General features: G+C 54.8%; 22 protein-coding genes, 1 tRNA gene and 1 pseudogene. 17 read left to right on the forward strand and 7 right to left on the reverse strand.

The genetic code is table 11. From position 1 onward, the window contains the following. The first annotated feature begins 208 nt into the window (after positions 1–208). From ACI9KD_RS06520 to ACI9KD_RS06545, 6 genes are all read left to right on the forward strand, one after another. A tRNA-Ala gene (locus tag ACI9KD_RS06520) sits at positions 209–284 on the forward strand. Positions 285–717: 433 nt separating this feature from the next. Beyond that, positions 718–1113 carry a BlaI/MecI/CopY family transcriptional regulator gene (locus tag ACI9KD_RS06525; protein ID WP_414980355.1) on the forward strand — a complete coding sequence of 132 codons (396 nt, stop codon included), beginning with the start codon at positions 718–720 and terminating at the stop codon, positions 1111–1113. After that, positions 1103–2080 carry a M56 family metallopeptidase gene (locus tag ACI9KD_RS06530; protein WP_414980356.1) on the forward strand — a complete coding sequence of 326 codons (978 nt, stop codon included), beginning with the start codon at positions 1103–1105 and terminating at the stop codon, positions 2078–2080. The genes ACI9KD_RS06525 and ACI9KD_RS06530 overlap by 11 nt, the downstream gene beginning before the upstream one ends. 26 nt (positions 2081–2106) lie before the next feature. Next, positions 2107–3420, forward strand: coding sequence for a TolC family protein (locus ACI9KD_RS06535; RefSeq protein ID WP_414980357.1), 1314 nt, complete (start codon positions 2107–2109; stop codon positions 3418–3420). 13 nt (positions 3421–3433) lie between these two features. Beyond that, positions 3434–4684, forward strand: coding sequence for an efflux RND transporter periplasmic adaptor subunit (locus ACI9KD_RS06540; RefSeq protein ID WP_414980358.1), 1251 nt, complete (start codon positions 3434–3436; stop codon positions 4682–4684). A gap of 10 nt (positions 4685–4694) precedes the next feature. Then, positions 4695–7829 (forward strand): efflux RND transporter permease subunit, encoded by a 3135-nt coding sequence (locus ACI9KD_RS06545; RefSeq protein WP_414980402.1) that lies wholly within the window; start codon positions 4695–4697, stop codon positions 7827–7829. A gap of 192 nt (positions 7830–8021) precedes the next feature. Here the strand turns inward: ACI9KD_RS06545 and ACI9KD_RS06550 are convergent, their stop codons facing one another. After that, entirely contained in the window at positions 8022–8972 is a 951-nt protein-coding gene (locus ACI9KD_RS06550) for a cupin domain-containing protein (protein ID WP_414980359.1), read from the reverse strand. Between the two features lie 110 nt (positions 8973–9082). On the opposite strand from ACI9KD_RS06550, the gene ACI9KD_RS06555 reads away from it, so the two are divergent. Next, positions 9083–9706 carry a cytochrome P460 family protein gene (locus tag ACI9KD_RS06555; RefSeq protein ID WP_414980360.1) on the forward strand — a complete coding sequence of 208 codons (624 nt, stop codon included), beginning with the start codon at positions 9083–9085 and terminating at the stop codon, positions 9704–9706. 2 nt (positions 9707–9708) lie between these two features. Next, positions 9709–10269 (forward strand): cytochrome P460 family protein, encoded by a 561-nt coding sequence (locus ACI9KD_RS06560; protein WP_414980361.1) that lies wholly within the window; start codon positions 9709–9711, stop codon positions 10267–10269. A 165-nt stretch (positions 10270–10434) separates the two neighbouring features. On the opposite strand, the pseudogene ACI9KD_RS06565 reads toward ACI9KD_RS06560, so the two are convergent. Continuing rightward, positions 10435–10965, reverse strand: a pseudogene (locus tag ACI9KD_RS06565) (DUF4197 domain-containing protein). 495 nt (positions 10966–11460) lie between these two features. Here ACI9KD_RS06565 and ACI9KD_RS06570 point away from each other — a divergent pair. From ACI9KD_RS06570 to ACI9KD_RS06585, 4 genes are all read left to right on the forward strand, one after another. After that, positions 11461–11904, forward strand: a complete 444-nt coding sequence (locus tag ACI9KD_RS06570; protein WP_414980362.1) for a DoxX family protein — start codon at positions 11461–11463, stop codon at positions 11902–11904. A 213-nt stretch (positions 11905–12117) separates the two neighbouring features. Continuing rightward, positions 12118–13086, forward strand: coding sequence for an alpha/beta fold hydrolase (locus ACI9KD_RS06575; RefSeq protein ID WP_414980363.1), 969 nt, complete (start codon positions 12118–12120; stop codon positions 13084–13086). 2 nt (positions 13087–13088) lie between these two features. Further along, on the forward strand, positions 13089–14330 hold the full coding sequence (locus ACI9KD_RS06580) for an alginate export family protein (RefSeq protein ID WP_414980364.1): 1242 nt from the start codon (positions 13089–13091) through the stop codon (positions 14328–14330). A gap of 90 nt (positions 14331–14420) precedes the next feature. Further along, positions 14421–15371 carry a carbon-nitrogen hydrolase family protein gene (locus tag ACI9KD_RS06585; protein WP_414980365.1) on the forward strand — a complete coding sequence of 317 codons (951 nt, stop codon included), beginning with the start codon at positions 14421–14423 and terminating at the stop codon, positions 15369–15371. A 63-nt stretch (positions 15372–15434) separates the two neighbouring features. Here the strand turns inward: ACI9KD_RS06585 and ACI9KD_RS06590 are convergent, their stop codons facing one another. Genes ACI9KD_RS06590 through ACI9KD_RS06600 form a run of 3 tightly spaced genes read right to left on the reverse strand, consistent with a single transcriptional unit; the run spans position 15435 to position 18134 of the window. Then, positions 15435–15689 carry a DUF2164 domain-containing protein gene (locus ACI9KD_RS06590; RefSeq protein ID WP_414980366.1) on the reverse strand — a complete coding sequence of 85 codons (255 nt, stop codon included), beginning with the start codon at positions 15687–15689 and terminating at the stop codon, positions 15435–15437. Between the two features lie 6 nt (positions 15690–15695). Further along, complete coding sequence (locus ACI9KD_RS06595) at positions 15696–16529, reverse strand: SDR family oxidoreductase (RefSeq protein WP_414980367.1); 834 nt, start codon at positions 16527–16529, stop codon at positions 15696–15698. 60 nt (positions 16530–16589) lie between these two features. Continuing rightward, positions 16590–18134 (reverse strand): acetolactate synthase large subunit, encoded by a 1545-nt coding sequence (locus tag ACI9KD_RS06600; protein ID WP_414980368.1) that lies wholly within the window; start codon positions 18132–18134, stop codon positions 16590–16592. A gap of 124 nt (positions 18135–18258) precedes the next feature. Between ACI9KD_RS06600 and ilvD the strand changes: the two genes are divergently transcribed. Both ilvD and ACI9KD_RS06610 read left to right on the forward strand, forming a co-directional pair. Then, positions 18259–19944, forward strand: a complete 1686-nt coding sequence (gene ilvD / locus ACI9KD_RS06605; RefSeq protein ID WP_414980369.1) for a dihydroxy-acid dehydratase — start codon at positions 18259–18261, stop codon at positions 19942–19944. Between the two features lie 42 nt (positions 19945–19986). Further along, positions 19987–20616, forward strand: coding sequence for a trimeric intracellular cation channel family protein (locus tag ACI9KD_RS06610; RefSeq protein ID WP_414980370.1), 630 nt, complete (start codon positions 19987–19989; stop codon positions 20614–20616). Positions 20617–20622: 6 nt separating this feature from the next. On the opposite strand, the gene purE is transcribed toward ACI9KD_RS06610, so the two are convergent. After that, positions 20623–21096 (reverse strand): 5-(carboxyamino)imidazole ribonucleotide mutase, encoded by a 474-nt coding sequence (gene purE, locus ACI9KD_RS06615; RefSeq protein WP_414980371.1) that lies wholly within the window; start codon positions 21094–21096, stop codon positions 20623–20625. Then, positions 21093–22280 (reverse strand): 5-(carboxyamino)imidazole ribonucleotide synthase, encoded by a 1188-nt coding sequence (locus ACI9KD_RS06620; protein WP_414980372.1) that lies wholly within the window; start codon positions 22278–22280, stop codon positions 21093–21095. Before ACI9KD_RS06620 ends, purE begins: the two co-directional genes overlap by 4 nt. 177 nt (positions 22281–22457) lie before the next feature. Between ACI9KD_RS06620 and ACI9KD_RS06625 the strand changes: the two genes are divergently transcribed. The 3 genes from ACI9KD_RS06625 to ACI9KD_RS06635 all read left to right on the forward strand — a co-directional run bounded on the left by ACI9KD_RS06625 (position 22458) and on the right by ACI9KD_RS06635 (position 25321). Continuing rightward, positions 22458–23135 (forward strand): nitroreductase family protein, encoded by a 678-nt coding sequence (locus ACI9KD_RS06625; RefSeq protein ID WP_414980373.1) that lies wholly within the window; start codon positions 22458–22460, stop codon positions 23133–23135. Between the two features lie 548 nt (positions 23136–23683). Next, positions 23684–24592, forward strand: a complete 909-nt coding sequence (locus ACI9KD_RS06630; protein ID WP_414980374.1) for a hypothetical protein — start codon at positions 23684–23686, stop codon at positions 24590–24592. Between the two features lie 6 nt (positions 24593–24598). Continuing rightward, positions 24599–25321 carry an FHA domain-containing protein gene (locus ACI9KD_RS06635; RefSeq protein WP_414980375.1) on the forward strand — a complete coding sequence of 241 codons (723 nt, stop codon included), beginning with the start codon at positions 24599–24601 and terminating at the stop codon, positions 25319–25321. Positions 25322–25341 lie beyond the last annotated feature (20 nt).

Consider the following 25341-nt stretch of genomic DNA (forward strand, 5'->3'; position numbering starts at 1 on the left):
ATTCGTTCATTATCAGAGATGCTCCAGCTTTGACCACATCGACAAACAGAGCTCTGCTTAACTCCGTGAGGATGGTGATGTTATCAGCAGTTGGCCGTGCTTCGAGAGCCGTTCAGGTCTTTTGTGCTAGGGCCGCACTAGATGGGCTATTTTCTGACGGATCTATTGAAATTCACTGCAGCGCCTATTAGAATCGCGCCTCCTCTTTGGGGCCATAGCTCAGCTGGGAGAGCGCAACACTGGCAGTGTTGAGGTCGACGGTTCGATCCCGTCTGGCTCCACCAATTAAATCAATAGCCTATAGCTTGGCTCTGTCGCTGCCTAAGTGTTCAATAGGTACCGGGATAGGTGCTCAGCGGTTGTCTGCCCTCGCGACGTTCTCGTTCAGGTGGCTCACACAGCTGCGGTTCCAGCAAGGAATGGTGGTCTGAGATTTAACTCAGGGCCCACAACATCGCGTGGCAGCTCAAAATTTGGCGCCCGCCGCCGCCTCTCCCCGACATGGACTATGGACCTCGAACTCGGTCGAGAGCTGCGCGTGCATCGGTGCACGTTATGCGGCGAAGGCACCGGGCGGGATTAATGCGCGGTGCTTGGTATCGTTAGCTTTGGTTGTCACCCTGAACTCTGGAGCCAGTGCTTCAGACATTAAAACCGATAAGCAATCGGTTTTAATGTCTGTTAGGGTTTGGACCGTCGTATTTGGGAAGTTGTAATGTGATTCTGGGAGATCTAGAGAAGCAGGTTCTTCAGTATCTGTGGAGCGTGCCGGAGGCTGATGCCAAGCAGGCCTATGCGGCGTTGACAAAAAGTCGGGGCGGTACCCTGAACACCATTCAGAGCACCCTGGACAGGTTGTTCAAGAAAGGCCTGCTATCTCGTGAGAAGCGGGGGCATGCCTATCAATATCGCGCAAGACTCGGGAGGGAGGAGTTGATGGCCCGACTGATTCAGGATGTCACCTGCGACTTTCTGGGAAAAGGTGAGCACAGTCTGATTGCTGCCTTTTCGTCCGTCTCTGTCAATTTGGACGACGAAAAACTGACCCAACTGGAAAAGCTGATCCAACTCCAGCGCCAGCTGCGCAGTCAGGAAAACTCTGATGCTGATTGATACGTCGGCAATTCTGCTGAATTTGCTCAATATCGCGCTTATTGGCTTGTTTGCGGCCACCCTGTTGCTGTCTTCTTTGTCGCCTTTTTTTGCTCGCTGGGCCACTCAGTTGTCGGCCGGTGCACGACAGGAGATCTTATGGTCGTTCGTGGCCGCGCCATGGTTAGTAGGCATCCTTTGCGCATTACTTTTTTTACCGTCTCTAGCCGAATCAGAAAGCGCGATCTGGCTGGGCCGACTGGCTCACTGGCACCACCCCTATGTGTTCTACCTTGACAGTTGGCACAGTGCGGTTCTGTTGTTTTTTGTACTGGGCATCGTTTACGTTCTGGTCCGCAGTGGTCTGAAGGCTGTTCGCCATACTAATGCGCTGCAGATTCTCACGCGGCTCTCGCAGACCCACTCCGGGTACGGGGACATCGGTCGAGATGTCGTAGTGCTTGATTCTCAGGCACCGGCAGCATTCAGCGCGGGGATTTTCCTTCCCAGATGCTATGTCACGACAGGGCTTATGGAGCAGGTTTCAGAAACGGAGCTGGGGATCATCCTTGATCACGAACGAGCGCATATCCGGCATAAAGATACCGAGAAAAAACTGTTGTTCTCGCTTTTCGCGTCGCTTTACCCCAAACCGGTAGCTCGCGGTTTGAACCGGCTATTCTCACTGGCAAGTGAACAACGGGCTGATGCTCAGGTTTGCACGTCCTACGGTAATTTCGATATCGCCCAGACCCTGGTCAAGGTCGCCAGACTACAGCGCTGCTTTGCCGGCAATTTGCACCCGGCTATGGTGAGTCATTTTGCTGCAGACGATATTGATTTACGCATCCGGGCCCTCGTATTCCACGAAAGGTCCCAACTGCCGCCCTGGGGTTACTGTCTGCTTTTTCTGGGAGTGATCACGCTATTTTCCACGGTTGGCGTGGACGCCCTGCATCACGTGGTTGAAGCGGCTTTTTCCCATTAATTTTTTGTGAAGTACAGGCTCTAGCGATGATGTTGCACGATATGGGCATGGAAAAAAAGCCGATCACTGGTCGGTTTTTAAGGTGGTTTCTGGTGCAGGCTTCCTTTCCGGTGCTGATCGTTGGAGCAGGCCTCGTGCCCCTGTCTGCTGGTGCCCAAAGCGTATCCCAACAGCCATTGTTAACCCTTGATGAGGCGGTTCAACGGACGCTCGCGCAACATCCGGAGCTGGATGTGTTTGTAAACAAACGCGAGGCATTTCGCGGTGTGGTCGATCAGGCAGGCGTAGGACAGCGGCCTGACATTGGCCTGATGGTTGAAGATTTCGGTGGCACCGGCGATTACGACGCGGTCGACCGTACCCAATCCACCTTGTCTATAAGCTGGATAACGCAAGGTGCGCGCATTGAGAGTCGTGTTCAAGCTGCCCGCGTTGCTGCAAGTCAGGTCGAGGTCCAGAAAGAAATCAAAGCGCTCGATCTGTCCGCGCAGACATCCCGGCTGTTTATTCAGGCGTTGGTCGAAGAACAGCGCCTGGCGCTATCACACACGGCCGCCCAACAAGCCAGAGACACTGTCGCCGCTATAAAGATGCGAGTTGCCATCGGCAAGAGCCCCGAGTTTGAGCATCTGCAGGCTGAGGTGGAGCTGGCGCAACGGGAACTCGAGGCTGAAGACCTGAAACACAGGCTCGCCTCAACGCGTTACCGGTTGAGGGCACAATGGGGCGAGGAGGGTAGTGATTTCCGGCTAGTAGGTGCGCTACAAAAGGTTCCGAAGCTCGATAGTGCAGAGCAGCAATTTGATCAGCTGAAAGAAAACCCCGCGTTGGCGCTACTGGCCACACAGCAGCGTATCGCTGAGTCGAAAATAGAACTGGCGCGAATCGAAGCCAGGCCGCAGTGGCAATTTTCACTGGGAGTCCGCCGTTTTGAGACAACCGATGATGTCGGGCTGGTAGCCGGCCTTTCGGTGCCTCTCGGGAGGGATCGCAAAAGCGCTGGAAAGGTGAGAAGCCTTCAGGGCGAACAGGCTGCATATGCGAGCGAGTTCGAGGCATTTCAGCGCCAACTGACCACGCAGCTGTATGTCCTGCTCCAGGAAATCAGCCACAGCCAACATGTGATACGGACGCTGCAGGAGCAGATACTCCCTGCGCTGCAAAAAGCGGAGGCGCACGCCGGGCGAGCCTATGAGAGCGGCAAGCTGGGTTATCAGCAGTGGACCGCCATTCTGCATAAGCGATTAGTGGCACAACAGGAGCTGTTGAGCGCCCTTGAAGCCATTCACCTGCAGCATATCGAACTTCAACGCCTCACCGGCTCGACACTGAATTTTTGAGGATGCCACGACTGTGAGAAACCTGACCATGTTTCGCCGCGCCTTTCATTATTTATTGGTGTATCCATTGATGATGGGGGCCTTGTTACTCCCGCTAACTGCGACGGCAGCCATGGGACCGTCGGATGAGGAGGCCGAGCCGGAAAAAGGACCGCATGGCGGCCGGGTGTTGCGTGATGGCGACTTTGCCATTGAGCTGGCCATTTTCGAAACTGGCGTGCCGCCGGAGTTTCGGGTCTGGACAACCAGTAACGGGCAACCGGTGTCATCTGCCGCGGTAGACCTTCGGGTACGACTCACTCGCCTGGGGGATGTCGTGGACGACATTGGCTTTCGAGTCGAGGAGGACTACCTGCGCGGCGATACCGTGATTTATGAGCCTCACTCTTTTGTGGTGACAGTCACGGCGGAATACGAGGGCGAGACCTTCCGCTGGCAGTACGACAACCTGGAGGGGCGGACCCGCATTGCCGATTCGGTTGCCGATGCCATGGCGATCGCCACAGAAACGGCGGCTGGCGCCACACTGCATCAAACTATTCGGGTCTACGGCAAGCTGACACTGCCCCCGGGGGCCACACGGCAGATTCAGGCGCGCTTTGATGGTGTCATCAAAACGATGCCTGTCAGCCTCGGAGACCGGGTAAAACAAGGGCAGTTACTTGCGACCATCGAGAGTAACGAGAGCCTGAAAGCCTTCCAGATCCTGGCGCCGATGGATGGCGTTATCAGTCAACAGTTTGCCAGCCCTGGAGAGATGAGCGCAGGGCGAACGTTACTGGAAATCACGCGCACCGATAACCTGGTAGCCGAGCTGGCCGTCTACCCGATGGACAGGCTCCGCGTTAAAGCAGGGGCGCCGGTCACTCTGACTTTTAACGGGTTGGATCAAGCGCGGACCAGCATGATCAGCGGCTCAAGAATTGGAGTACGCGACGATCAGGCAAGACTCTTCCTGGCCGAGATTAGTAATGCGGACGGTGTACTGAGTGAGGGCCTGTTTGTCACTGGTGATATCGAGGTCGACAGCTTTGCTGTGCCATTGGCGGTCAAGCGCAGTGGGTTGCAGGGTTTTCGCGACTTTACCGTGGTCTACGTCAAGGTGGGCGAGGACTATGAAGTCCGGATGCTGGAATTGGGACGTGAAGCCGGCCCCTGGGTGGAAGTCCTGGGTGGACTGGAGCCCGGCGCGCGGTACGTGACCGAGAACAGCTATGTCATCAAGGCCGATATTGAAAAATCCGGCGCGTCGCACGATCACTAGGGGCCCGCTGATGCTGGACAGGATTTTACACTTCTCAATACACCGCAGTGGCGTGGTGATCCTGCTGGTGCTGCTGCTGGCGTGCCTGGGAGGCTGGAGCTTCACTAAATTGCCGATTGATGCAGTGCCCGACATTACCAATGTACAGGTGATGATCAATACCGAAGCACCAGGCTTTACGCCTCTGGAAGTAGAGCAGCGCATTTCCTACCCACTGGAAACCGCATTGGCCGGATTGCCGGGTCTGGCCCATACACGCTCGGTCTCGCGCTACGGACTGTCGCAGGTGGTGGCGATCTTCAGCGATGGCACCGATATCTATTTTGCCCGGCAGCTGGTTAATGAGCGGTTGTCAGCTGCCCGATCGGAGCTACCGACCGCGCTGGAGCCGGAGATGGGCCCCATTGCCACGGGACTTGGCGAAATCTTCATGTTTACGGTGGATGCCGAACCGGGCGCGATCAACGCCGACGGCGACCCGATTACACCCATGGATCTTCGAGCAGCGCACGACTGGATTATCCGCCCGCAACTCATGCGCGTTCCCGGTGTGGTGGAAGTCAACCCGATCGGCGGCTATGAGCGCGAGATTCTTGTGGCGTTTGACCCTGCTCGATTACTGGCCCATAGCCTGAGTCAGGCCGATGTCGTGCTGGCGATTGAGTCCAATAACGTCAACCAGGGCGCGGGGTTTATCGAGCGCTATGGCGCCCAGTGGCTGATCCGCATTCCCGGGCAGGCGGAAGCCATTGACGATGTCGGTCAGATTCCGCTGACGACTCACGACGGCGCCACCGTGAGAGTGGCGGATGTCGCGCGGGTCAGCGAGGGTCACGGACTTCGAACGGGCGCGGCGACGCAGAACGGTCACGAAGTGGTCATGAGCACCGTGTTCATGCTGATCGGCGAAAACAGCCGTACCGTTGCCAGTGCGGTGGCTGAAAAGTTGATAGAGGTCAATCAGAACCTGCCGCAAGGCGTGGTGGCTACCGCCGTTTATGACCGCACCAAGCTGGTGAATAAAACCCTGGCGACCGTACGGACCAATCTTGTTGAGGGCGCCTTGCTGGTCGTCGTCGTTCTTTTTCTGCTGCTGGGCAATATTCGCGCGGCTTTTTTGACCGCGTTGGTTATCCCTTTTGCCATGCTGATGACGGTTACCGGCATGGTTCAAACGCGGGTCAGCGCTAACCTGATGAGCCTCGGTGCTCTGGATTTTGGCCTTCTCGTCGATGGCGCCATCATCATTGTGGAAAACTGCCTCCGACGATTGACGCAGGCCAGCACTGCCAACGGCGTATTGGCGGCACGAGAACGACTCGACGTGGTGTTTGAAGCGACCAGAGAGGTTATTCGTCCGGCTCTGTTTGGTGTATTTATTATCACTGTGGTCTACGTGCCGATTTTTGCGCTGGAAGGCGTTGAGGGCAAAATGTTCCATCCCATGGCAATTACCGTGGTGATAGCCCTACTCAGTGCCATGCTGCTCTCCATTACCTTTGTCCCGGCGGCGATTGCGCTGCTGTTCCGGAAGCCCGTTCAGGAAAAGCGCAATCCGATCCTTCACGCTGCTACATCTGCGTATCAGCCCGCCCTGCAGTGGGTGCTGCACTTCCGGGGACTGGTGGTGGCACTGGCCACAGTCCTGGTGATCATCAGCGTCTTTGGTGCCAGCCGACTGGGCAGCGAGTTCGCCCCCAATCTGGACGAGGGCGATATTGCCATGCATGCGCTGCGGATTCCGGGCACGTCGTTGAGTCAGTCCATCGCGCTGCAGGAAATTCTGGAAGAGCGCATTAAGGAGCTCCCGGAAGTAGAGCGTGTGTTCGCCAAGATCGGAACGGCCGATGTCGCAACCGATGCAGTGCCTCCCAGCGTCGCGGACAACTTCATTATTCTCAAGCCTCGGGACCAGTGGCCCAATCCCGACAAGCCTAAAGAGCAGATCGTCGAAGAACTGGATGCGCTGGTGAGCGATGTTCCCGGTAACCGGTACGAGTTTTTGCAGCCTATTCAGATGCGCTTTAACGAGCTGCTGTCCGGTGTTCGATCGGAGCTGGCCATCAAGGTGTTCGGTGATGATCTGGAAACGCTGGCGGTATTGGGTGATGAAATCGAAGCGGCGATCAGTGCGGTAGAGGGCATTGCGGATCTGCAGGTGGAGCAGACCACCGGCCTGCCCATGCTGACGATCCTGCCGAAGTTGGACAAACTGGCCCAGTACGGTATCAGCAAAATGCAGATACAGGAGCAACTGGCAACCGCCTTTGGTGGGCGGGTTGCTGGCAAGTACTATGAGGGAGACCGGCGCGCCGATATCGTTGTTCGGCTTCAGGAATCACTGCGCAGCGATGTGGATGCTATGGCGCGTCTGCCAATACATCTTCCTGACGGCATGAGCGTACCGCTGCAGGAGCTGGCTCAGTTGCAACGTGTGCAGGGGGTCAATCAGGTCAACCGGGAAAACGGCAAGCGCCGTGTGGTTGTCACCGCCAACGTGCGGGCGCGGGATCTTGGGAGTTTTGTCGCGGATATTAAAATTGCGATCAACGGCGCTGTGGTTCTGCCCGCGGGCTACTGGGTGGAATACGGCGGCACCTATCAGAAACTGCAATCGGCGTCACAGCGGCTATCCATCGTCGTGCCTGTTACGCTGTTGATGATTGTCGGCCTGCTGATTCTGGCGCTGGGCTCTTTCAAGGATGCCATGATCATCTTCTCCGGTGTGCCATTGGCGTTGACCGGTGGAGTTGCGGCTCTAATGCTCAGGAATATTCCGTTCTCGATCTCCGCCGCTGTCGGTTTTATCGCACTCTCCGGTATCGCCATACTGAATGGGTTGGTGATGGTGTCGTTCATACGGGAGCTGCGTAGAGAGGGGCGGTCCCTGGAGCAGGCAATTTCCGAAGGCGCGTTAACCCGGCTGCGTCCGGTGCTTACCACCGCGTTGGTGGCCTCGCTCGGTTTTATTCCGATGGCGCTGAACACGGGGATTGGTTCTGAAGTGCAGCGGCCCCTGGCAACTGTCGTAATTGGTGGCATCATCTCATCGACTCTGCTGACCCTCTTTGTCATTCCAGCTCTTTACCGGCTACTTCACCGCGACGATCAACGCCCGGCTCAAGAGACCGCTCATGCTGATTAACGACAATCGCGCGTACCGGCTAGTCCACGGGAGATGGGCCAGCTCTGCCGATCAATCGCCGAGGAGGCGCTCAGTGGTGCTGCGGATAGCGACACATTGCATCGAAAGACAATGTTTCTATTGACAAAAACCGGGTCATTAACCAGATCAGGTCCTGGGACTCAAGAGCTGTATTTCCAGGCTCATATTTGTCTACTCGCGAGAATCAGATGCCTGTAGTCGACGTCTCATTTCATTTGGCGTATACCCATAATGCCGCTGAAATGATTTGTTCAGCGTTCTGGCTGAACCAAAGCCGATCGAGCCGGCGATTTGCTCCAGTGGCGTCGAGCCATATTTGATCAGGTTGTAGGCTTTCATGATTCGCCAGTTCTCGATGTAGGTCATGGGTGCTATCCCAATCGAATCCTTAAAATGTCGTACCAGTGTTGCTTTTGACATACCGACCTGATCGCCAAGTATCGATAGTGACCAGTTAAATCCTGGCTCCTTGTGAATCAAGGTAAGCGCCCGTTGTAAACGACGGTCACGTAATGCGACGAAGAACCCGGATGCGGTGTCGTGCTGCTCCGCGTAATAATTCAGGAGTTGCAGAAACAGTACTTCGGTGAGTCGGTCGACGATGGTTCGACCGATACCGCCCGCGCGTAGCATCTCGCTATCGATCAGGGTGACGGTCGACCAGATTGGGTGAGTTGAGTCGAGCTTCGCAAAGTGCACTATGCCGGGCAGCGAGTCCAGCAACGGATGTGGCGACTCCTGATCATAATGAACAATCCCGCACATCAGTCGATTAGTGATCCTACCTTGCTGAAATAATGGGCTATCGAGTTCGCAGGCTTCCCCTGCCAGCTGGCTAGCGATCAACTTCCTACCGGGTTGGTCAGCTATCCAGTGCGAATTGCCGGTTGGCAGCATAACAATGTCCGTCTCCTCAACCCTGACCGCTGCATGGTCATCGTCACCGACAAAGCAATTGCCCGACATCCCAATGTGGAATCGGGGAATACCGGTGTGCTCAAGCGACATGCCCCAGGGCGCAGCCAGTTCGGAGTAAAAAAATATGGATCCCCTGAAACGAAGCGTTTCCAGCACGTCACCGACCACGTCGAAATTTGTTTCATCATTGAGTCGATCAGACACTTTTATGATTCTCAGGGGGACACGGGCTGATGACGCGCACCCACATAATACGGCCTCTTAATAAACGGGCGCCGTCTTGTTGCCGCGTCCTTAATTAGCGGAGATTAGTTATGATCAAGACCTTTAGCAAGTTGCCTGCCTGCTATGCCCTGTTGATTGGGCTAGCGTCAGCCTTACTCGCCACAGGGACCTACGCCGAGGAGTACTTCGATATCAACAATGGAGAACTTGAGCGTCCTGGGGGCTATCGAGAATGGATTTATGTCGGTACGCCGGTAACGCCGAACGATCTCAACAACGGCAAGGCCGCCTTTCCCGAACACCATAATGTTTACATTGATCCCAAGAGTTGGGCCCATTGGAAGAAAGCCGGTGAGTTTCGTGACGGCACCATCCTCATAAAAGAGCTGGTGAGTGTCGGCAGCAAGGCTGCGGTCAGCGGAAACGGTTACTTTCAAGGCGATTTCATCGGTTTGGAAGCCACCATTAAGAGTAAAAAACACTTCCCTGATGAGCCGGGAAACTGGGCCTACTACAGTTTTTCAAACCCGGATCTAAAAACGTTGAAAGAGAAAGCCGCGGCGTTTCCGGCAGCGTCATGCAACGGATGCCATGCGGGTGCTGCAGCTGATGACTGGGTGTTTACGCAGTACTACCCGGTGTTACGCGGTGGCAAGGGTAAAGGCGAAAAGGCTACAGGTGGAATGAACTCTGACCTTTCCATGGATAACTGATCGTGACTCACGCGAATAGAATTGTTGCTGGATTGTTATTGGCTTCGACCTTTATTTTCAATGCTACAGCGCTGATGGCAAGCGAGGACTTTTCGCCATACGTTGATACTGACGGAAAAATCAGTTTTCCCGATGGCTTTCGTACTTCAATGGTACACCTGGGATCCTGGTTTGTACCTGAAGGAGGGGCTAGTGGTTTTCACGATGTCTATACGGAGAAGGCATCGGTGGAGGCCTATCGTCGTACGGGGAAATTTCCCGACGGCGCCACGTTGGTCAAGGAATTACGGGCGTCAAACTCGGGCGGTTTCACCACAGGGCAGAACGTTAGCTATGCGACTAGTGAACTCAAGCAATGGTTCGTGATGATCAAGGATGTGAGAGGACGCTTTACCGATAACCCGATTTGGGGCAAAGGTTGGGGCTGGGCACTATTTAAGCCGAGTGACTCGAGCAAAAATGTAGCCAGCAATTTCCAGACCGACTGCCTCGGTTGCCATGTGCCAGCAAAAGACAGGGACTGGATTTACACGGAAGCCTACCCGACTCTGACTGCTGATTAGTAGGGACACAGTGTTGATTGACGTAACGCGCTGTTCAATTGGAAGGATGTTTGTAAGCACTGCAGACGACTTCCTGAGCGCTACAGGAATCGCGCAATGAGTTCGTGTGAATACTGGGGTGGTGCAACAGATCTCGGGAAACGGCCGTTAGCAGATTTTCCTCGCTTATTTCGCGAAGACTTTCTGCAGCAACTCGGTGGTGCGTTCTACGGGATTTTCACGAATGCTTTTCTCCTGCGCTGCAATCATTGTGTACGGCCCCTCCAGCGCCTTGTCCGCGATGTAGCTATCCAGATTAGGCGTATCCATGCCCAGCGTCGATGCCATGGGGCCGAGCCGTGATATCACGGTCTTGTATGACGCCGTAACGCCGGCGTTGGATGTGGCCTCATTGATGATTGGCAGAATGCGCTGCGCGAGCTGCTCGCCCGCGGATGCTTAAAAGTAATCTGTTGCCGCGCGATCGCCGCCATTCAGGATTCCCAGGCCATCGTCAACATCCATGCTGCGGATGGCTTCATAGAGCAAGGCATTGCCCTCGGGCACGGCTGCTTCCGCCGCGCGGTTCATGCTTAGCTCAAAGCTATCCACGTACTTATCCTGCCCCAGTTTCTTCAAGAGGTCCGTGGCCGGTTCTACCGATTCCGGAAGCGGTATGCGGACCAGCTCATTGCCGCAGTGATGGCCGCGGTGGATTCCTCACCTTCAAGGGTTTTTTTGAGCCAGCCCATCAGGTCCACGGCCGCCGCCGGAGCGGAGCACAGAATGACAGTGATAATAAGGACTGTGGATTGTTTTATTGGCACGGCAATAAAACTCTTAGAACTACCCGCTAAGACTAGACCGTAGATGCCTGAAGCGACAACCGATGGATGAGCTGATTCGGGCGCCGGGCCCTCGGAATAATGTGAATACCAACAACGAGACCGATCGGCTGAAGGTAAATCACGTCGCGCGCGGGGTGTACCTGAATGCGGGTCGGCACATGATCGGTGTAAGCTTTCGGGCAGATTAACCAACTGGAGCTATCGCAAGTGACGCAATTTTGCGCGCTTGCTGGTTTTAAGTATTCTAGTTAATCCATAAGTTCTAAAAAAACGAACGTAATAGACCAAAAAATGCGATTATCAGTCGATTAAATAGGAGGTAATCTGCGCTCTCTTTCATCCGACAGCCAATAAGGAATTTGTCATGAGCACAGCTACAGTAACTTCCAGCAATCCCACTAGTTCCGCGCTACAAGCCAACCGCATGGCTAGCGCCGGCGACCTTGCAGGCCGCGTCGGTCTGTCGACAATTTTTCTTCTCGCCGGTCTCAACAAAATCCAAGGCTATGAAGGGACTCAAGGGTACATGGCATCCGTGGGTGTCCCGGGGGAGCTGCTTCCGTTGGTCATCTTGGTAGAGGTGCTGGGGGCGTTGCTACTGATTTTCGGGTTGTTTACGCGCATCACAGCAGTCGCGCTGGCGGGGTTCAGTATCGTGAGCGCTTTACTTTTTCACGCTGATGTAGCTGACCCGATGCAGTTCATCATGTTCTTTAAGAATATTGCGATGGCAGGCGGCTTTCTTGTTGTTGCAGCCCACGGTGCGGGTTCTTGGAGTATTGATGCGCGGCGCAAAGCAGCGCGCTAGTTGGCGCTGATGATCACAGGATAAACTGGGGCTCTGCGCCCCGTTTTTTTTGCGTGGTACCGCGCTGAAAAGAGCGAGGCCTTGGTCTGTTACGCTGGTATCCTGACTGCCGTGTGTCTTTTAAAGCGTTGCTGAGTCACGAGGATCGGCGGTTCAAGGTCTTCACTTGATTTTTCTTTCTGAACTTTGCCTGCGGGCAATTAATGGAGTGGTATGAATACTGAGGTAACCGCAACAGTAGCGCTCGCGAGCGAACTATCTCCTGACGCGGTGGATGTCCCCGCCTGGTTGGAAGACGCTCTGCTGGTGCCCCGGGAAGAGGGCTGGGTGAAGTCCGGTGGTTGCGATATGCACTATTTTCGCTGGGGCAATCCCAAAAACCCCGGTTTGCTGTTGATACATGGTTTTTTGGCCCACGCCCGGTGTTTTGGCTTTATCGCCCCGTTTCTGGCACAGCATTATCACGTGGTGGCGTTTGATCTGTCTGGCATGGGCGATTCCGGTGTTCGTGAGCATTATTCCGATCCCGTGCGTGCCGCTGAAGTGGAGGATGTTGCGCGGGCCACCGGACTGTTGGATCACGCGGTTAAGCCCATCGTTATAGCCCACTCCTATGGAGGTCATGTGGCGCTGACGGCGATGCAAGAACATCACGCTCTTTTTGGAGGGCTGATAATCTGCGATCTCATGGTGCTGCGCCCGGAGCGACTCAAAGCGTATTTTGGTTCAGAAAAGCCACTGCGCTCAGATCCGAGTCGTCCCAATCGTGTCTACCCCGACTATGAAACTGCCAAAGGACGGTTCGTGCTATCGCCACCCCAGCCGGTAAATGTTCCCAGTCTGTTCGACTACATGGCCTACCATTCGCTGAAGCAGGTGGAGGGCGGCTGGACATGGAAGTTTGATACCGGCGTGTTTCAAAGTGATTTTGGTCGCCAGGAACGCATGTTTCGTCAGGGCGAAATCATTGCCGAAACACCTGGGCGCAAGGCCATCGTGTATGGGCAGGATAGCCTGCTGTTTGATGATGATTCGGCGGAATATATTCACGAGTGCGGCGCTACGGACGTTCCAATCATCGGTATTCCCGGCGCCCGTCATCACCTGATGTTGGATGAGCCGATAGCATTTGTCAGTGTGCTGCGCACGATTTTGGCGCAGTGGGAGGCGCAGTCAGCCTGATCATGACGCCGACTACCCTAAGACTGAGGCTACTTTGCACCTCGGTTTTTTTTGGATTTCTTGCTGTTGCTGCGCGCGCGGAGGTAAGTATCGGCGAGCAGCTCGCGACGGCTGTCAGCGACGGCTCTATCGCGCTGGATCTGCGTTATCGCTACGAAAATGTAGATCAAGACGGGTTCGACGATGCCGCGCAAGCCTCACTGTTGCGGACGCGTTTAACCTTGGCGTCTGGGAGACTAGGGCCAGTATCTGGATTGCTAGAGATTGACGATGTCAGCAGTATTGGGAGTGAAGACTACAACTCCACCGAAAACGGCAAGCCCCAGTACCCGACCATCGCAGGCCCGCAAGGTACAGAATTTAACCAGGCCTGGTTGCGCTATTCCACCGGAGATCTCGACGCTACGCTAGGGCGGCAGCGCATTGTGCTCGATAGAGGGCGCTTTGTCGGCGCTAAGCCCTGGCAGCAAAATGAGCAGACCTACGATGCCGTCAGACTGACATGGAAAGTGCGTCCTGGTTTTGCCATCGATGCGAGCTACGTTAACCAAGTGAGTCGCGTGTTTGGTCCTTCTGATGGAATCGATCCAGCGGACTGGCACGGCGACAGTACGTTTCTGCGCATGAGCTACGATCTTGCTGACGGTCACGAACTGGTCGGCTTTGCCTACCTGCTGGATGTTGCTGCGCAGAGTGACTTCAGTGCAGCGAAAACGGGGAACAACTCCAGTGACACCTTCGGTGTCGCTTACAGCGGCGCGTTCTCGGGGCTCAAGGTGCTAGCCCGATTGGCGACTCAGGAGGATTCGGGCGCCAGCGAGTTGGACTATCGGGCACCGTATTACATTATTGAGATGGCAGCACCGCTGGGCGATATGCGACTTAAGGCGGCTTACGAAGTGCTCGGCGCTGACAACGGAGTGGGGTTTGGAACGCCTCTGGCAAACGGGCACGGCCACCAGGGCTGGGCGGATAAGTTTCTAGCCACGCCGGGCGATGGTGTAAAAGATGCCTGGGTGTCACTTGAAGGAAAACTGGGGCCGCTGGCGTTAACGGCCCGCTATCATGACTTTAGTGCGGAATCCTCCAGTGTGAGTTTTGGTACCGAGATCGATCTGCAAGCGCAGTGGGTGATCAACGACTGGCTTACGGCTACGGCCAAAGCAGCAGTGTTTGAGGCAGACGCGCCGGGGCGCTATCCGGACACCGCAAAGGTCTGGCTGATGCTACGGATCAGGCTCTAACATCTACGGGAGCTATGCTTCATTGCGCTGGGCCCCAAAAACGATCCGCGTCTTCGTGGCAGAAGACATTACAGAGAGGTTAGCGGACACATGAACGACAGTCTCAATATCGCAATTGCGCAAATCGCGCCGGTTTGGCTAAACAAACTGGCGACCATCCAAAAGATAGAGACAGCGATAGAAGAGGCTGCTACACAAGGTGCTGACCTTGTGTGCTTTGGCGAAACGCTGCTACCGGGTTATCCCTTTTGGCTGGAGTCTACGGGTGGGGCCCGATTTAACGATCCCGAGCAAAAGCAGATCTTCGCCCACTACTTACGCGAGGCGGTGAGTGTGCAGAGCGGTGATTTAGAGAGTATCTGCCAACTTGCGAGGGAGCATCAGATAGCCGTGTACCTTGGATGTGCGGAACGCGCCGGGGATCGAGGTGGGCATACGATTTATTGCAGTTTGCTCTACATCGACAAGGATGGTGTTGTTCAATCAGTACATCGCAAGTTAATGCCCACCTACGAGGAGCGCCTGGTGTGGGGTACAGGTGATGGCCATGGACTACAGGTGCACTCGCTCAATAATTTCGTCGTCGGCGGACTCAACTGTTGGGAAAACTGGATGCCCCTTGCGCGCTCGGCACTGTATGCGCAGGGGGAAAACTTGCATGTGGCGGTATGGCCGGGCAACACCAACAATACGATCGATTTGACCCGGCACATTGCGCTCGAGAATCGCATGTATGTACTGTCGGTCTCAGGACTAATGCGCAAAGAAGACATCGCCATCGATGTGCCTCAGCACGCCATGATTACGCAAAATGCCGATGAGCTACTTGGTGATGGTGGGTCTTGCATAGCCGCGCCTGACGGCAGCTGGATTGTGGAGCCCATTGTTGGTCGTGAAGCTGTGGTTACGGCGACGATCGGCTTGGATAAAGTACGACAAGAGCGGCAGAACTTTGATCCTTCAGGTCACTATTCCCGGCCCGATGTCTTTGAATTGACCGTTAATCGCCAGCGTCAGTCAGTCGTTAAATTAAAAGACTGACTCTCGCAAGGCAAGGGTCACAGACCTCTCGCCGCTTTTGTTTACGGCAGAATGACGCGGAGCTTACTGATTGCTGTTTGTGGGTTTTTCGAGTTCATACAATGCATCTGACAACTCCCCCGTCCGTTTGCTGATGACGGCTTGAGCGTCGTAGATGCCTCTGTTGTAGAAATACGCACCTACTTCCTCAGCAAAAAAATCAATCAGAAACTCGGCGTCAAAGCGGCCGATTTCCTGCTCAAGTTCTTCGTGGAAATACATTTGAACCTTGCGGGCGATCTCGCTTTTTTCGTCGGCCGAGAACTCTATACTGTCCATGATCGATCAGGGCAAGCCGGTGAGCTTTTGTACGATCCAATCGGATACGCGCGTTGGCAGCCAGGCGTTGATTGCAATGAATGCGCTGCCGGGGAAGAAGGGCACTACACGTCGCGGCGAAGGCCTGTGGCCCTCGCAGGCGTCGACAATACTTCCGGCTACGGTGATAGGGTCCGCGCCTTTGCTATGTAGGTCATGGTGGAATGCTTTGAGTGTACGCAGCTGCTCAGCATAGGCAGGAGCGTTCTCTATCCAATGTTCTATCTGTTGCTGTTCCAGTGACCCAAAGCGTGTTTTAACCGCGCCGGGCTCAATCACCACGACATCGACACCATGCGGCCTCAGTTCGTGCCTCAGTGAGTCAGAAATGGATTCAACAGCGTGTTTCGTCGAATTGTAGGGTCCAAAAAACGGTACCGTCACTTTGCCGGCGACCGATGAGACATTGATGACCCTTCCGCGTCGTCGCTCTCGCATACCTGGCACGAACGCTTTTGTGACACGCACCAGGCCGAGCACGTTGGTGCGAAACTGCTGTTCCCAGTCGTCATCCGAAATCGCTTCCAGTGGTCCCACTACTGCGTAACCTGCATTGTTCACCAATACGTCCGGTGCCTGACCATCGAGGGCATCAAACACCTTTGCAACGGCTGCGCGCACCGACTCACTATCGGTGACATCCATTTCCAAAGCGGTAATGTTCTCGTATCCGGCGTCGAGCTCTGCCAGTGCAGTTGGGTCGCGGCCCGCGGCAAATACCCGATGCTTCTTGCTGGCCAGCAGTATCGCGGCAGCGCGGCCAATACCGGCGGTTGCACCAGTAATCACAATACTCGACATGAAATCTCTCTCTTTTGTGGCGTTGGTTTATCGTTGGGCAGGATTTAATTGGCGCTGCTATTACAAAATGGCCTCGATAAGACAAGGCCCCGGCGTTTTCATCGCCTCGGCAAACTGCGTCTGAAACTCACTGCTGCTGCGTGCTTGCGTGGCGCGAATGCCCAGGCCTCTTGCGATGCTGGAAAAGTCCATATCCGGGTTTGAAAGATCGAGCATAGACAAGGTTTTGGCGTTGGGCTCGCCCGCGCCGACCCGCGCTAACTCGATGTTCAAAATAGCATAGCTCTTATTGTTCAACAGGATAACTGTGACATCGGCGTTTTCTCTGGCCATGCTCCACAGCGCCTGAATGGTATACATCGCAGAGCCATCCGCTTGCAAGGAGATCACTTTGCGGTCTGGACAGGCCAATGCTGCACCGAGCGCTACGGGTAGTCCCTGGCCAATGGCTCCGCCGGTGAGTGTCAGCCAATCGTGGGCAGGGGCTTGCTCGGTGCATAAAAACATCGCAAGGCCGCAGGTGGCGCCTTCGTCCGAGATAATGGCGTGCTCAGGCATCTCATTGCTCATGACCTGTCCGATGGTCAGGGGATTGAGAGTGGCGTCCTTGATGTCGTGTATTTGCCTTTGATGCACAGTCTCTGCGTGCTTCTCAATACCCAAAGCCGCTACCAGTGTCGATACGGTGCTGCTCGCGTCTTCGCTGGGTTCGGCGAGAATGAATAGATCGCAGTGCTCGGGTGTCAGCCAGCTCTCCTTTTCTGGATAGGCAAAGAAGCTCACCGGCGCGGCAACACCCAACAGGATGAGCTGTTCAAAGGGTTCTAGTGTCTCCGCTGCTTGCTCGGCAAAATAGGGCAGTCGCTGTACGGGCGCGCGTCCGGCGCCACGCTGAAAGCGCGTAGGGAAGGTGGCACACATCAATGTGACGTTGTGTGCTTCTGCGATAGCGCCAAGTTTGGCCAGGTTGTCTTCTCGAAGTGCGTGGCCCCCGAGCATAAGGCAGGTTTTTTTTCCGCTGCGTATGGCATCGGCGATGCGTTCAATTCGATCATCACGCACATATAAGGGCTCTGGTATAGGTAGAGCCGGTGCGGCTTCACTGGCGACATCCCAGGCACAATCGGCGGGTGCGACGAGCGTGGCGATCTGCCCGTTTCCTCGCATCGATGCCTGTACTGCACGGGCACCGCCAGCAGAGAGTTCGTCAGGCGAACTCGCGATCTCCGACCAATGTGAGCCCCAGCGGACAATGCCCTTTAGATCTGAGGTGAGGGGCGCATCGAATTGCAGATGATAGCTTGCATGGTCGCCTACAATATTCACCACAGGCGAGCCGGCTCGACGCGCATTGTGCATATTGGCTAGGCTGTTTGAAAATCCTGAGCCCAAATGCAGAAGCGTTGCGGCAGGTTTGTCTGCCATACGTGCGTAACCATCCGCCGCGCCCGATACAACACCCTCAAACAGGCACAGTACTGGTCGCATTGCATCGGTTTGGCCGATTGCGGATACCAACTGCATCTCCGAGGTCCCGGGATTGGCAAAACAGATTTCTACACCACTATCAACAAGGGTTTGGAGTAAAGCTTCGGCACCGTTCACTATGCGTACTCCTTGATATGCAAGCTGTGCATGATAGGCGATAACAGCTGCTAAATGTTTGTCCTAAAGGTTGCAGTCACCTAAAATCACAGCCCTTCGTTTTCTAACATCAGAGACTTTTTCTATGGCGCTTAATCGTCGCTCCAAAAATATTACCGAAGGCGTGCAGCGTGCGCCCAATCGCTCTATGTACTACGGCATGGGCTATGAGGCAGCGGATTTTAGTAAGCCCATGGTGGGTATTGCCAACGCATACTCTACGATTACCCCCTGTAATTCCGGCTTGCAGCCCTTGGCAGATGCGGCCCAAGAGGGTCTTCGGGAGGCCGGTGCCAACCCCCAAATATTTGGAACCCCGACGATTTCGGACGGTATGTCTATGGGAACGGAGGGTATGAAGTATTCCCTGGTGTCCCGAGAAGTCATCGCCGATTGTATTGAAACCTGTGTGGGTGGTCAGTGGATGGATGGCGTGCTGGTGATAGGCGGCTGTGACAAAAATATGCCCGGAGGCATGATGGGGATGCTCCGCGCGAACGTTCCGTCGATCTTTGTATACGGCGGCACAATTCTTCCCGGTCGTTACAACGGCCAGGATCTCAATATTGTCAGTGTATTTGAGGCGGTAGGTGAGCATGCGGCCGGACGTATCAAGGATGAAGATTTGCTGGCCATCGAGCGCAATGCCATTCCAGGTACCGGGTCCTGCGGGGGCATGTATACCGCGAACACCATGAGTTCAGCGTTTGAAGCCATGGGTATGAGTCTGCCTTACTCGTCGACCATGGCTAACGTAGAGTCGGAGATTAAGGATTCAGCCAAACAAAGCGCGCTTGCATTGGTCGAGGCGATTCGTCAGGACATTAAGCCGCGGGATATCGTCACCCGAGAGTCTCTGGAGAATGCCGTTGCGGTGATTATGGCTACCGGTGGTTCTACCAATGCAGTCCTTCACTTCCTGGCTATAGCACATACGGCGGAGATCGAATGGACCATCGATGACTTTGAGCGCATACGTCAAAACGTGCCGGTGATCTGCGATCTCAAGCCCAGCGGTCAATATCTGGCTATCGATTTACATCGTGCTGGGGGCATTCCGCAGGTCATGAAGATTCTGCTCGATGGTGGATTGCTCCACGGTGACTGCATGACGGTCACGGGTAAAACCATTGCGGAGTCATTGGCGGACGTACCATCACGTCCATCTGAGGATCAGTCGGTTATTCGAACCCTCGATAATCCCATGTATGCCAAGGGTCATCTGGCGATTCTTAGGGGCAATCTTGCCGAAGAGGGCGCGGTGGCAAAAATCACAGGTTTAAAGAATCCGGCCATTACCGGGCCAGCCAAGGTCTTTGATGACGAGCAGTCAGCGTTGGATGCCATTTTGGCGAATAAAGTAGAGGCGGGAGATGTAGTCGTTTTACGTTACCTGGGACCCAAAGGTGGCCCCGGAATGCCAGAGATGCTGGCGCCTACCGGCGCCTTGGTAGGTCAAGGACTGGGTGAATCTGTGGGGCTTATCACTGACGGGCGTTTTTCCGGTGGCACTTGGGGAATGGTTGTCGGTCACGTCTCACCCGAGGCCTATGCCGGCGGGCTGATTGCTCTGGTAGAGGAGGGAGACTCCATTACCATTGATGCGCATACGCTGACCCTCCAGCTTAATGTCGATGAGGCAGAAATTGCTCGACGCCGGACCCTGTGGACTCAGCCAGAGCCTCGCTATACGCGTGGCGTGCTCGCAAAGTTTGCAAAGAACGCGGCCGGGGCAAGTCGAGGTGCGGTGTTGGATCTTTATGAAGATTGAAACACTTCGGGTGCTTACAGAGATTCCTGCGATTCGGCGTCAATGAATCTCGCAGGGATTTTTGCCTACTGCGACTTATTGGCGGTCGGAGTTTTTGCTGCTTCCGGTGCTTTGGCCGCCGCCGAAAAACGTCTCGATATCCTCGGCTTTGTGTTGTTTGGAACGATCACTGGCGTCGGCGGCGGAACTCTTCGGGACCTACTACTGCAGTTGCCGGTGTTCTGGATTAGCGATGTACGCTATCTCTGGGTCTGCATCACCGTCTCGGCCTTGACCTGGTACATCGCACCGATGCTGTCAGCCAGGCGCAAGGTTTTACTCTGGGCTGATGCTATGGGGCTCGCGCTGTTCTCGGTTTTGGGGTGTGCTAAAGCACTGCAATACGATGCCCCTTGGGTTGTAGCCATTGTGATGGGTGTTATGTCAGCGAGTTTCGGCGGCTTGATTCGAGATACGCTGCTGGGTCGGGAGTCAGTCTTGTTGGGAGCGGAAATTTACGTGACCGCCGCCTTACTCGGAGCGGGCTCTTATGTTGCTCTGGTCTCCAGCGATGTTCTGTCACCGAGTAATGCACTGCTTATAGCGATGTTTCTAGCCTTTGTGCTGCGTGCTGGCGCAATACATGCAGGCTGGCGTCTACCCAGTTATCGACGTCTGGGCGATGAGTCCTAAACAGCACTAGATGCGTTTAGCTAATACCTTATCGCGCAGTCCATCTTTATAGCTACGAATACGGTCACGTAAAGCGTCATCGGCTGTTGCGAGCATCTGGGCCGCGAGAATGCCCGCGTTGATAGCATTGTCGATAGCTACTGTGGCCACGGGCACACCGGCGGGCATTTGTACGATAGACAGCAGACTGTCTTGTCCCGCGAGTTTTGTGGCTGAGACCGGCACTCCGATCACCGGTAGTACCGACAGTGATGCGACCATTCCCGGGAGATGGGCGGCGCCGCCGGCGCCAGCAATAATCACGCGCAGGCCTCGGTCTTCAGCTTCCCGGGCGTAGCTGTAAAGTTTGTCGGGTGTTCGGTGCGCGGAGACAATCTCCATTTCGCACGCCACCAGGAGCTCTTCCAGAATGTCTTTTGCGGCGCGCATGACTGGAAGATCCGAGTCACTGCCCATGATGATGCCTACACGTACGCTCATGTTTGAAGAGCCTCCTTTTGAATCCTGCTCCAGTTTTCTTGCGTGACAGACAGTGCGTCCGTTGCCGAGTTCGCTACTGCTGTGATGTGTCCTAACTTGCGCATGAGACGTGCAGGGCTTTTACCATACCAGTGGATGACGGCATTGCCACTGCCAGGCTGGGTGCCCGCCTCTCGGTGGGTGTTTTCCTGCTTAAGCGCAGGTGTACACAAAAGGTTACGCATTGCGGCGGGCTTCAGTAGCCTGCTGTCTCCAAGTTCTAAGCCTGCGACGGCACGCAGCTGTTGTTCGAACTGGGAGCTTTCGCAGGCTTCAATCGTATAGTGCCCCGAGTTGTGAACCCGTGGGGCGATTTCATTGATGAGCACTGTGTCGTCGCCGAGCAAAAACATTTCAACGCCAAACACACCCACACCGTCGAGAGCTTCGACGGCACGATAGGCAAGCTTTGTCGCTGCGCTTACTACCTCATCTGAAACGTTTGCAGGTGCCGTCACGGTGTCGAGCACCGAGTAGTCTGTCTCAAAGGTCATGTCCACCGGGCCGAAGTGTGTTGTTTGGCCATCATGAGCTCGCACTACCAATACCGCGATCTCCCGAAAGTCACCGGCAAATTGTTCGAGCATTGTTGTGCCCGGCCAGGATTTCGCGAGGCTTGCCTCATCTCTTAAGAGCTGCACGCCGCGACCATCAAAGCCGCCTCGGAGTGCTTTTTGTACAAGAGGATAGCCGAGTGTTTCACCGGCTTCGCGTAGTCGAGCTGGATCTCCATCACAGATAATGAAGGGTAGAGTGGCGAGACTGTTGGCGGCCAACCACTGTTTTTGTTTGGCTTTGTCTTGAAGTATTTCGATTGAAGCCAAGGGTGGATAGCAGGATACGAGTCCTGAGGCTTCCGCGGCTTTTAACTGCGCGATGGTGGCCTGGGGAACATCTTCCCGTTCATAAGTAATGACATCGCAGTGATTGATCAAAGCGGCTACCGCTTCAGCATCATCCATGGCCCCTTCAATGGCTAAGGAGGCTCTTTGTGCAGCAGCACAGTGGAGGTCGCTTGTGAGTATGACCGTTGCAAGATTGAGGGCCGGTGCAGCCGCGCATAGCAGCATGCCTAGCTGGCCGTCTCCGACGATGCCTATGGTTTTTGTACCCAAGCTTCTTAAGTCTGTGGTTTTGTCTGTCATAGCCTTACGCTGCCGATGCACGCACACTTTGCCATTACCGATGGCAACGATGCCGAGAAAAGCCGGGCATTTTACTGTGTTTGTGCGCTGCTGTGGCGATCTCTTCCGCCGGCAGTCTTGATTTGCTCAAATAACCATCCATCGCTATCCTCGCCGCCCCACAATTTGGTAAGTGCTATGACCACTGAAACGCTGCGACCCCTAAGCGAGATTCTCGAGAGCCGCCGTTCTTGCCGTGCTTTTTTGCCTGAGTCCTTGTCTGACGAGCAACTTCAGACACTACTGAGTCCTAGCTTACGAGCGCCCAGTAACTGCAATACCCAGCCTTGGTATTTACATGTGGCTTCCGGTGATGCGCTTGAACGTCTGCGGAAGCGTCTGCCTGACGATTTTGCGAATGGGCGAATGACGCTCGATTTTCCCTATGACGGTAAGTACGTTGATGTCTTCAAAGAGCGTCAGTACGCCTCAGCGCACGCGCTCTACGGTGCCATGGATATAGCTCGAGAAGACAAGGGTGCCCGGCAGGCAGCATTCATGCGCAACTTTAGTTTCTTTGACGCACCGCATGTGGGGTTCTTTTTCCTTCCCGAGGGGTTTTCTGAGCGTGAAGCTTGTGACCTTGGAATGTTTGCGCAATCCGTCATGTTGCTACTGGAAAGCGTTGGCCTCGCTAGCTGCCCTCAGACTGCACTGGCATTCTTGTCGGACTCGGTCCGTGAAGAGTTGTCGGTGCCCCGGGATCAACGATTAATGTTTGGTCTGTCCTTTGGTTACGCTGACCCTGATGCGCCAGCGAATCGATGCGTCACGGACAGAGCCGACGCGAGCCAACTCATTACGCTGCACCGATAAGAACGTACCCGCTGGATATACCTTGCGAATTGACTATGGAAGACTCTGAATCACGCTACTTTTAGATGAACCGCGTTGGCTGTGATCGCCGAGTAAAGGTTCATTTTGATTCCACGCTCTATGATCTTGACGGCTTCCTCGCCGGAGCCACGGCCCTGAGGGAAATTGAGCTTTCAGAACTAAAAGATGTTTCTGGTAAAGAGCTGTTACATCTTTAATGCCACTTCGGCTTGGATAGCGTGTCCTGGGCTCGTTTGGGAACGGTGTGCGCCGACGTGGATATCTCACCCGTCGCCATTGCGAAAGCCCGGGAGTTGGCTATGCAGACGCAGCGCTAGGCGCCCCAAAATGGTGCTTGTCAGAACGCTGGTGGGGGTCTTTCTTTCTATGGTGTTTGCCAGCTAAACTATCATACTGCGTTGATTGACCCTGGCCGCCGAAAACCCGGCAGGGAGTCGATTCAGAAATGACTAAATTGGCGACCGGATTAAAGCCAGATGGATTCACCGTTATCCAGACGTACCCAAATCGGCAAAGGGGTATGTACATTGTTAACGCTTAGTGCCGCCTTGATTATCGTGGGCTGCGCTGAAGCGCCGGTAGCAAAGCAGACGGCGCCTGCTGTGGTGGAAATACCTACGGCCTTACCCGGATTGTCCGCTTCCGAGCGACTGCGGCGCTCACTTGAGCTACTGGAAGACGGCGATGAGGTCACGGCACGAGTTGAACTCGTGGCCTACATGCGAGAGGCGAAGAATAGCCCCACCGGTCGCTCACTCCTTAGTCAGATTGATACGCCGTCGGAAGAGTATTTCCCCGCCGAGTTTCGCGAAGTCATTTTGCGAAAGGACCAATCCTTATCGAATATCGCGAAGACCTACTTGGGTAGTGCCGTACAATTTCATGCCTTGGCAAAGTACAACGCCATCGAGCGACCCAAGCGAATGTTCCCAGGACAGATTGTCAAGGTTCCGCTGACCGACCAGGCGGTGAGCGCTTTTGCAGAGCTTGAAGATGCGCTGGATGAACCTGCTTTAGACAGTCTGCCGTTGGCAGAGCGAATTGATGCGCCACCCATTGATACTGATGTTAGTCCCGCCGCAAATGCCGCCGCTACGGCTGTCGCCGATGCGGTTGTTGTCCCGGGGGATACGAAGCCCCGCGAGTCCGCGATAGCAGTGAAAGACGAAGTCACTGAGGCTGCAGAGACGAGATCGATAGCAGTTCAAGAGCAGGACTCGACGCAGGCGTCAGCGAAGGAGGTTCTTGCTGCTCCAGTTCCATTGGACGTAGATGTCTTGCATAGACGCGCCATCAACGCCTACCGGGCGCAGGATCTTGATACCGCGATTGCTCTTTGGGATCAAATTCTCGGTGCAGACCCGAGCTATGAGGGGGCAAGGCTGTATCGCTCTCAGGCTCTGGCGCTCAGAAAGCGCCTTGACAGCCTGAATTAAACGACCATGACGCAAAGCGGCGCGCAGTCCAACGGATCTTTCTTTAGCGAACTTCGCCGAAGGCGGGTTATACGCACCTGCTTTTTTTATGTCTTGCTGTGCTGGGGCATGGTTCAGGTTGCCGAGATTCTTGCCCCACCTCTGGGTTTTGATAGCGATGCTGCTATACGCACTTTTTTGATCGGCTCGTTTCTCGGCTTTCCGATTACTGCTCTATTGGCATGGTTCTACACGATCACCGAAAAAGGGATCCAGCGTACCGATGCCTTTGTTGAGCGACGTGTATTGAATAACGTGCCACCCATTAATGACCGACGTCACGATGGTGTCGGTATGTATTTTGCGAAAGGTAAAGACCTGCGCCACTACGACTGGGTGTTATCGGTACAGACCGGGCCGCTCGAGGGCTTAAGCTTTGGCGTCGACGAACCCTTGATTCTGGGCCGTTCACTGGACTGCGATATTGCTATCGTCACGCCTCATGTGTCTCGGCAACATGCCCGTCTGTCACTCGACGACGGCCAACTTGTCGTAGAAGACCTTGGTTCATCGAACGGTACGGTAGTGAATGGTAAGAAAATAGAAGCTCAATATTCGCTTCATCATGAAGACGAAGTGCGCTTACACGATATTGTTTTTCGTGTATCTGAGAGTTTCAATCGGCCTAACAGTGAACGTCAGGCGATGAACGAAACTACATTTATTAACAGCGACGAATTGGATAAGTAGCCAAGCCGGTGATCTGGCTG

Source organism: Congregibacter sp., assembly GCF_047617445.1.
GTDB lineage: Bacteria > Pseudomonadota > Gammaproteobacteria > Pseudomonadales > Halieaceae > Congregibacter.

Excerpts from the sequence above, each read along its gene's own strand:
- purE (WP_414980371.1), bottom strand. The coding sequence starts at position 21,096 with ATGAGCGTACGTGTAGGCATCATCATGGGCAGTGACTCGGATCTTCCA.
- ACI9KD_RS06570 (WP_414980362.1), top strand. The coding sequence starts at position 11,461 with ATGAGCACAGCTACAGTAACTTCCAGCAATCCCACTAGTTCCGCGCTA.
- ACI9KD_RS06545 (WP_414980402.1), top strand. The coding sequence starts at position 4,695 with ATGCTGGACAGGATTTTACACTTCTCAATACACCGCAGTGGCGTGGTG.
- ACI9KD_RS06635 (WP_414980375.1), top strand. The coding sequence starts at position 24,599 with ATGACGCAAAGCGGCGCGCAGTCCAACGGATCTTTCTTTAGCGAACTT.
- ACI9KD_RS06530 (WP_414980356.1), top strand. The coding sequence starts at position 1,103 with ATGCTGATTGATACGTCGGCAATTCTGCTGAATTTGCTCAATATCGCG.
- ACI9KD_RS06585 (WP_414980365.1), top strand. The coding sequence starts at position 14,421 with ATGAACGACAGTCTCAATATCGCAATTGCGCAAATCGCGCCGGTTTGG.
- ACI9KD_RS06625 (WP_414980373.1), top strand. The coding sequence starts at position 22,458 with ATGACCACTGAAACGCTGCGACCCCTAAGCGAGATTCTCGAGAGCCGC.
- ACI9KD_RS06590 (WP_414980366.1), bottom strand. The coding sequence starts at position 15,689 with ATGGACAGTATAGAGTTCTCGGCCGACGAAAAAAGCGAGATCGCCCGC.
- ACI9KD_RS06620 (WP_414980372.1), bottom strand. The coding sequence starts at position 22,280 with ATGACAGACAAAACCACAGACTTAAGAAGCTTGGGTACAAAAACCATA.
- ACI9KD_RS06580 (WP_414980364.1), top strand. The coding sequence starts at position 13,089 with ATGACGCCGACTACCCTAAGACTGAGGCTACTTTGCACCTCGGTTTTT.
- ilvD (WP_414980369.1), top strand. The coding sequence starts at position 18,259 with ATGGCGCTTAATCGTCGCTCCAAAAATATTACCGAAGGCGTGCAGCGT.
- ACI9KD_RS06610 (WP_414980370.1), top strand. The coding sequence starts at position 19,987 with ATGAATCTCGCAGGGATTTTTGCCTACTGCGACTTATTGGCGGTCGGA.
- ACI9KD_RS06595 (WP_414980367.1), bottom strand. The coding sequence starts at position 16,529 with ATGTCGAGTATTGTGATTACTGGTGCAACCGCCGGTATTGGCCGCGCT.
- ACI9KD_RS06555 (WP_414980360.1), top strand. The coding sequence starts at position 9,083 with ATGATCAAGACCTTTAGCAAGTTGCCTGCCTGCTATGCCCTGTTGATT.
- ACI9KD_RS06535 (WP_414980357.1), top strand. The coding sequence starts at position 2,107 with ATGATGTTGCACGATATGGGCATGGAAAAAAAGCCGATCACTGGTCGG.
- ACI9KD_RS06575 (WP_414980363.1), top strand. The coding sequence starts at position 12,118 with ATGAATACTGAGGTAACCGCAACAGTAGCGCTCGCGAGCGAACTATCT.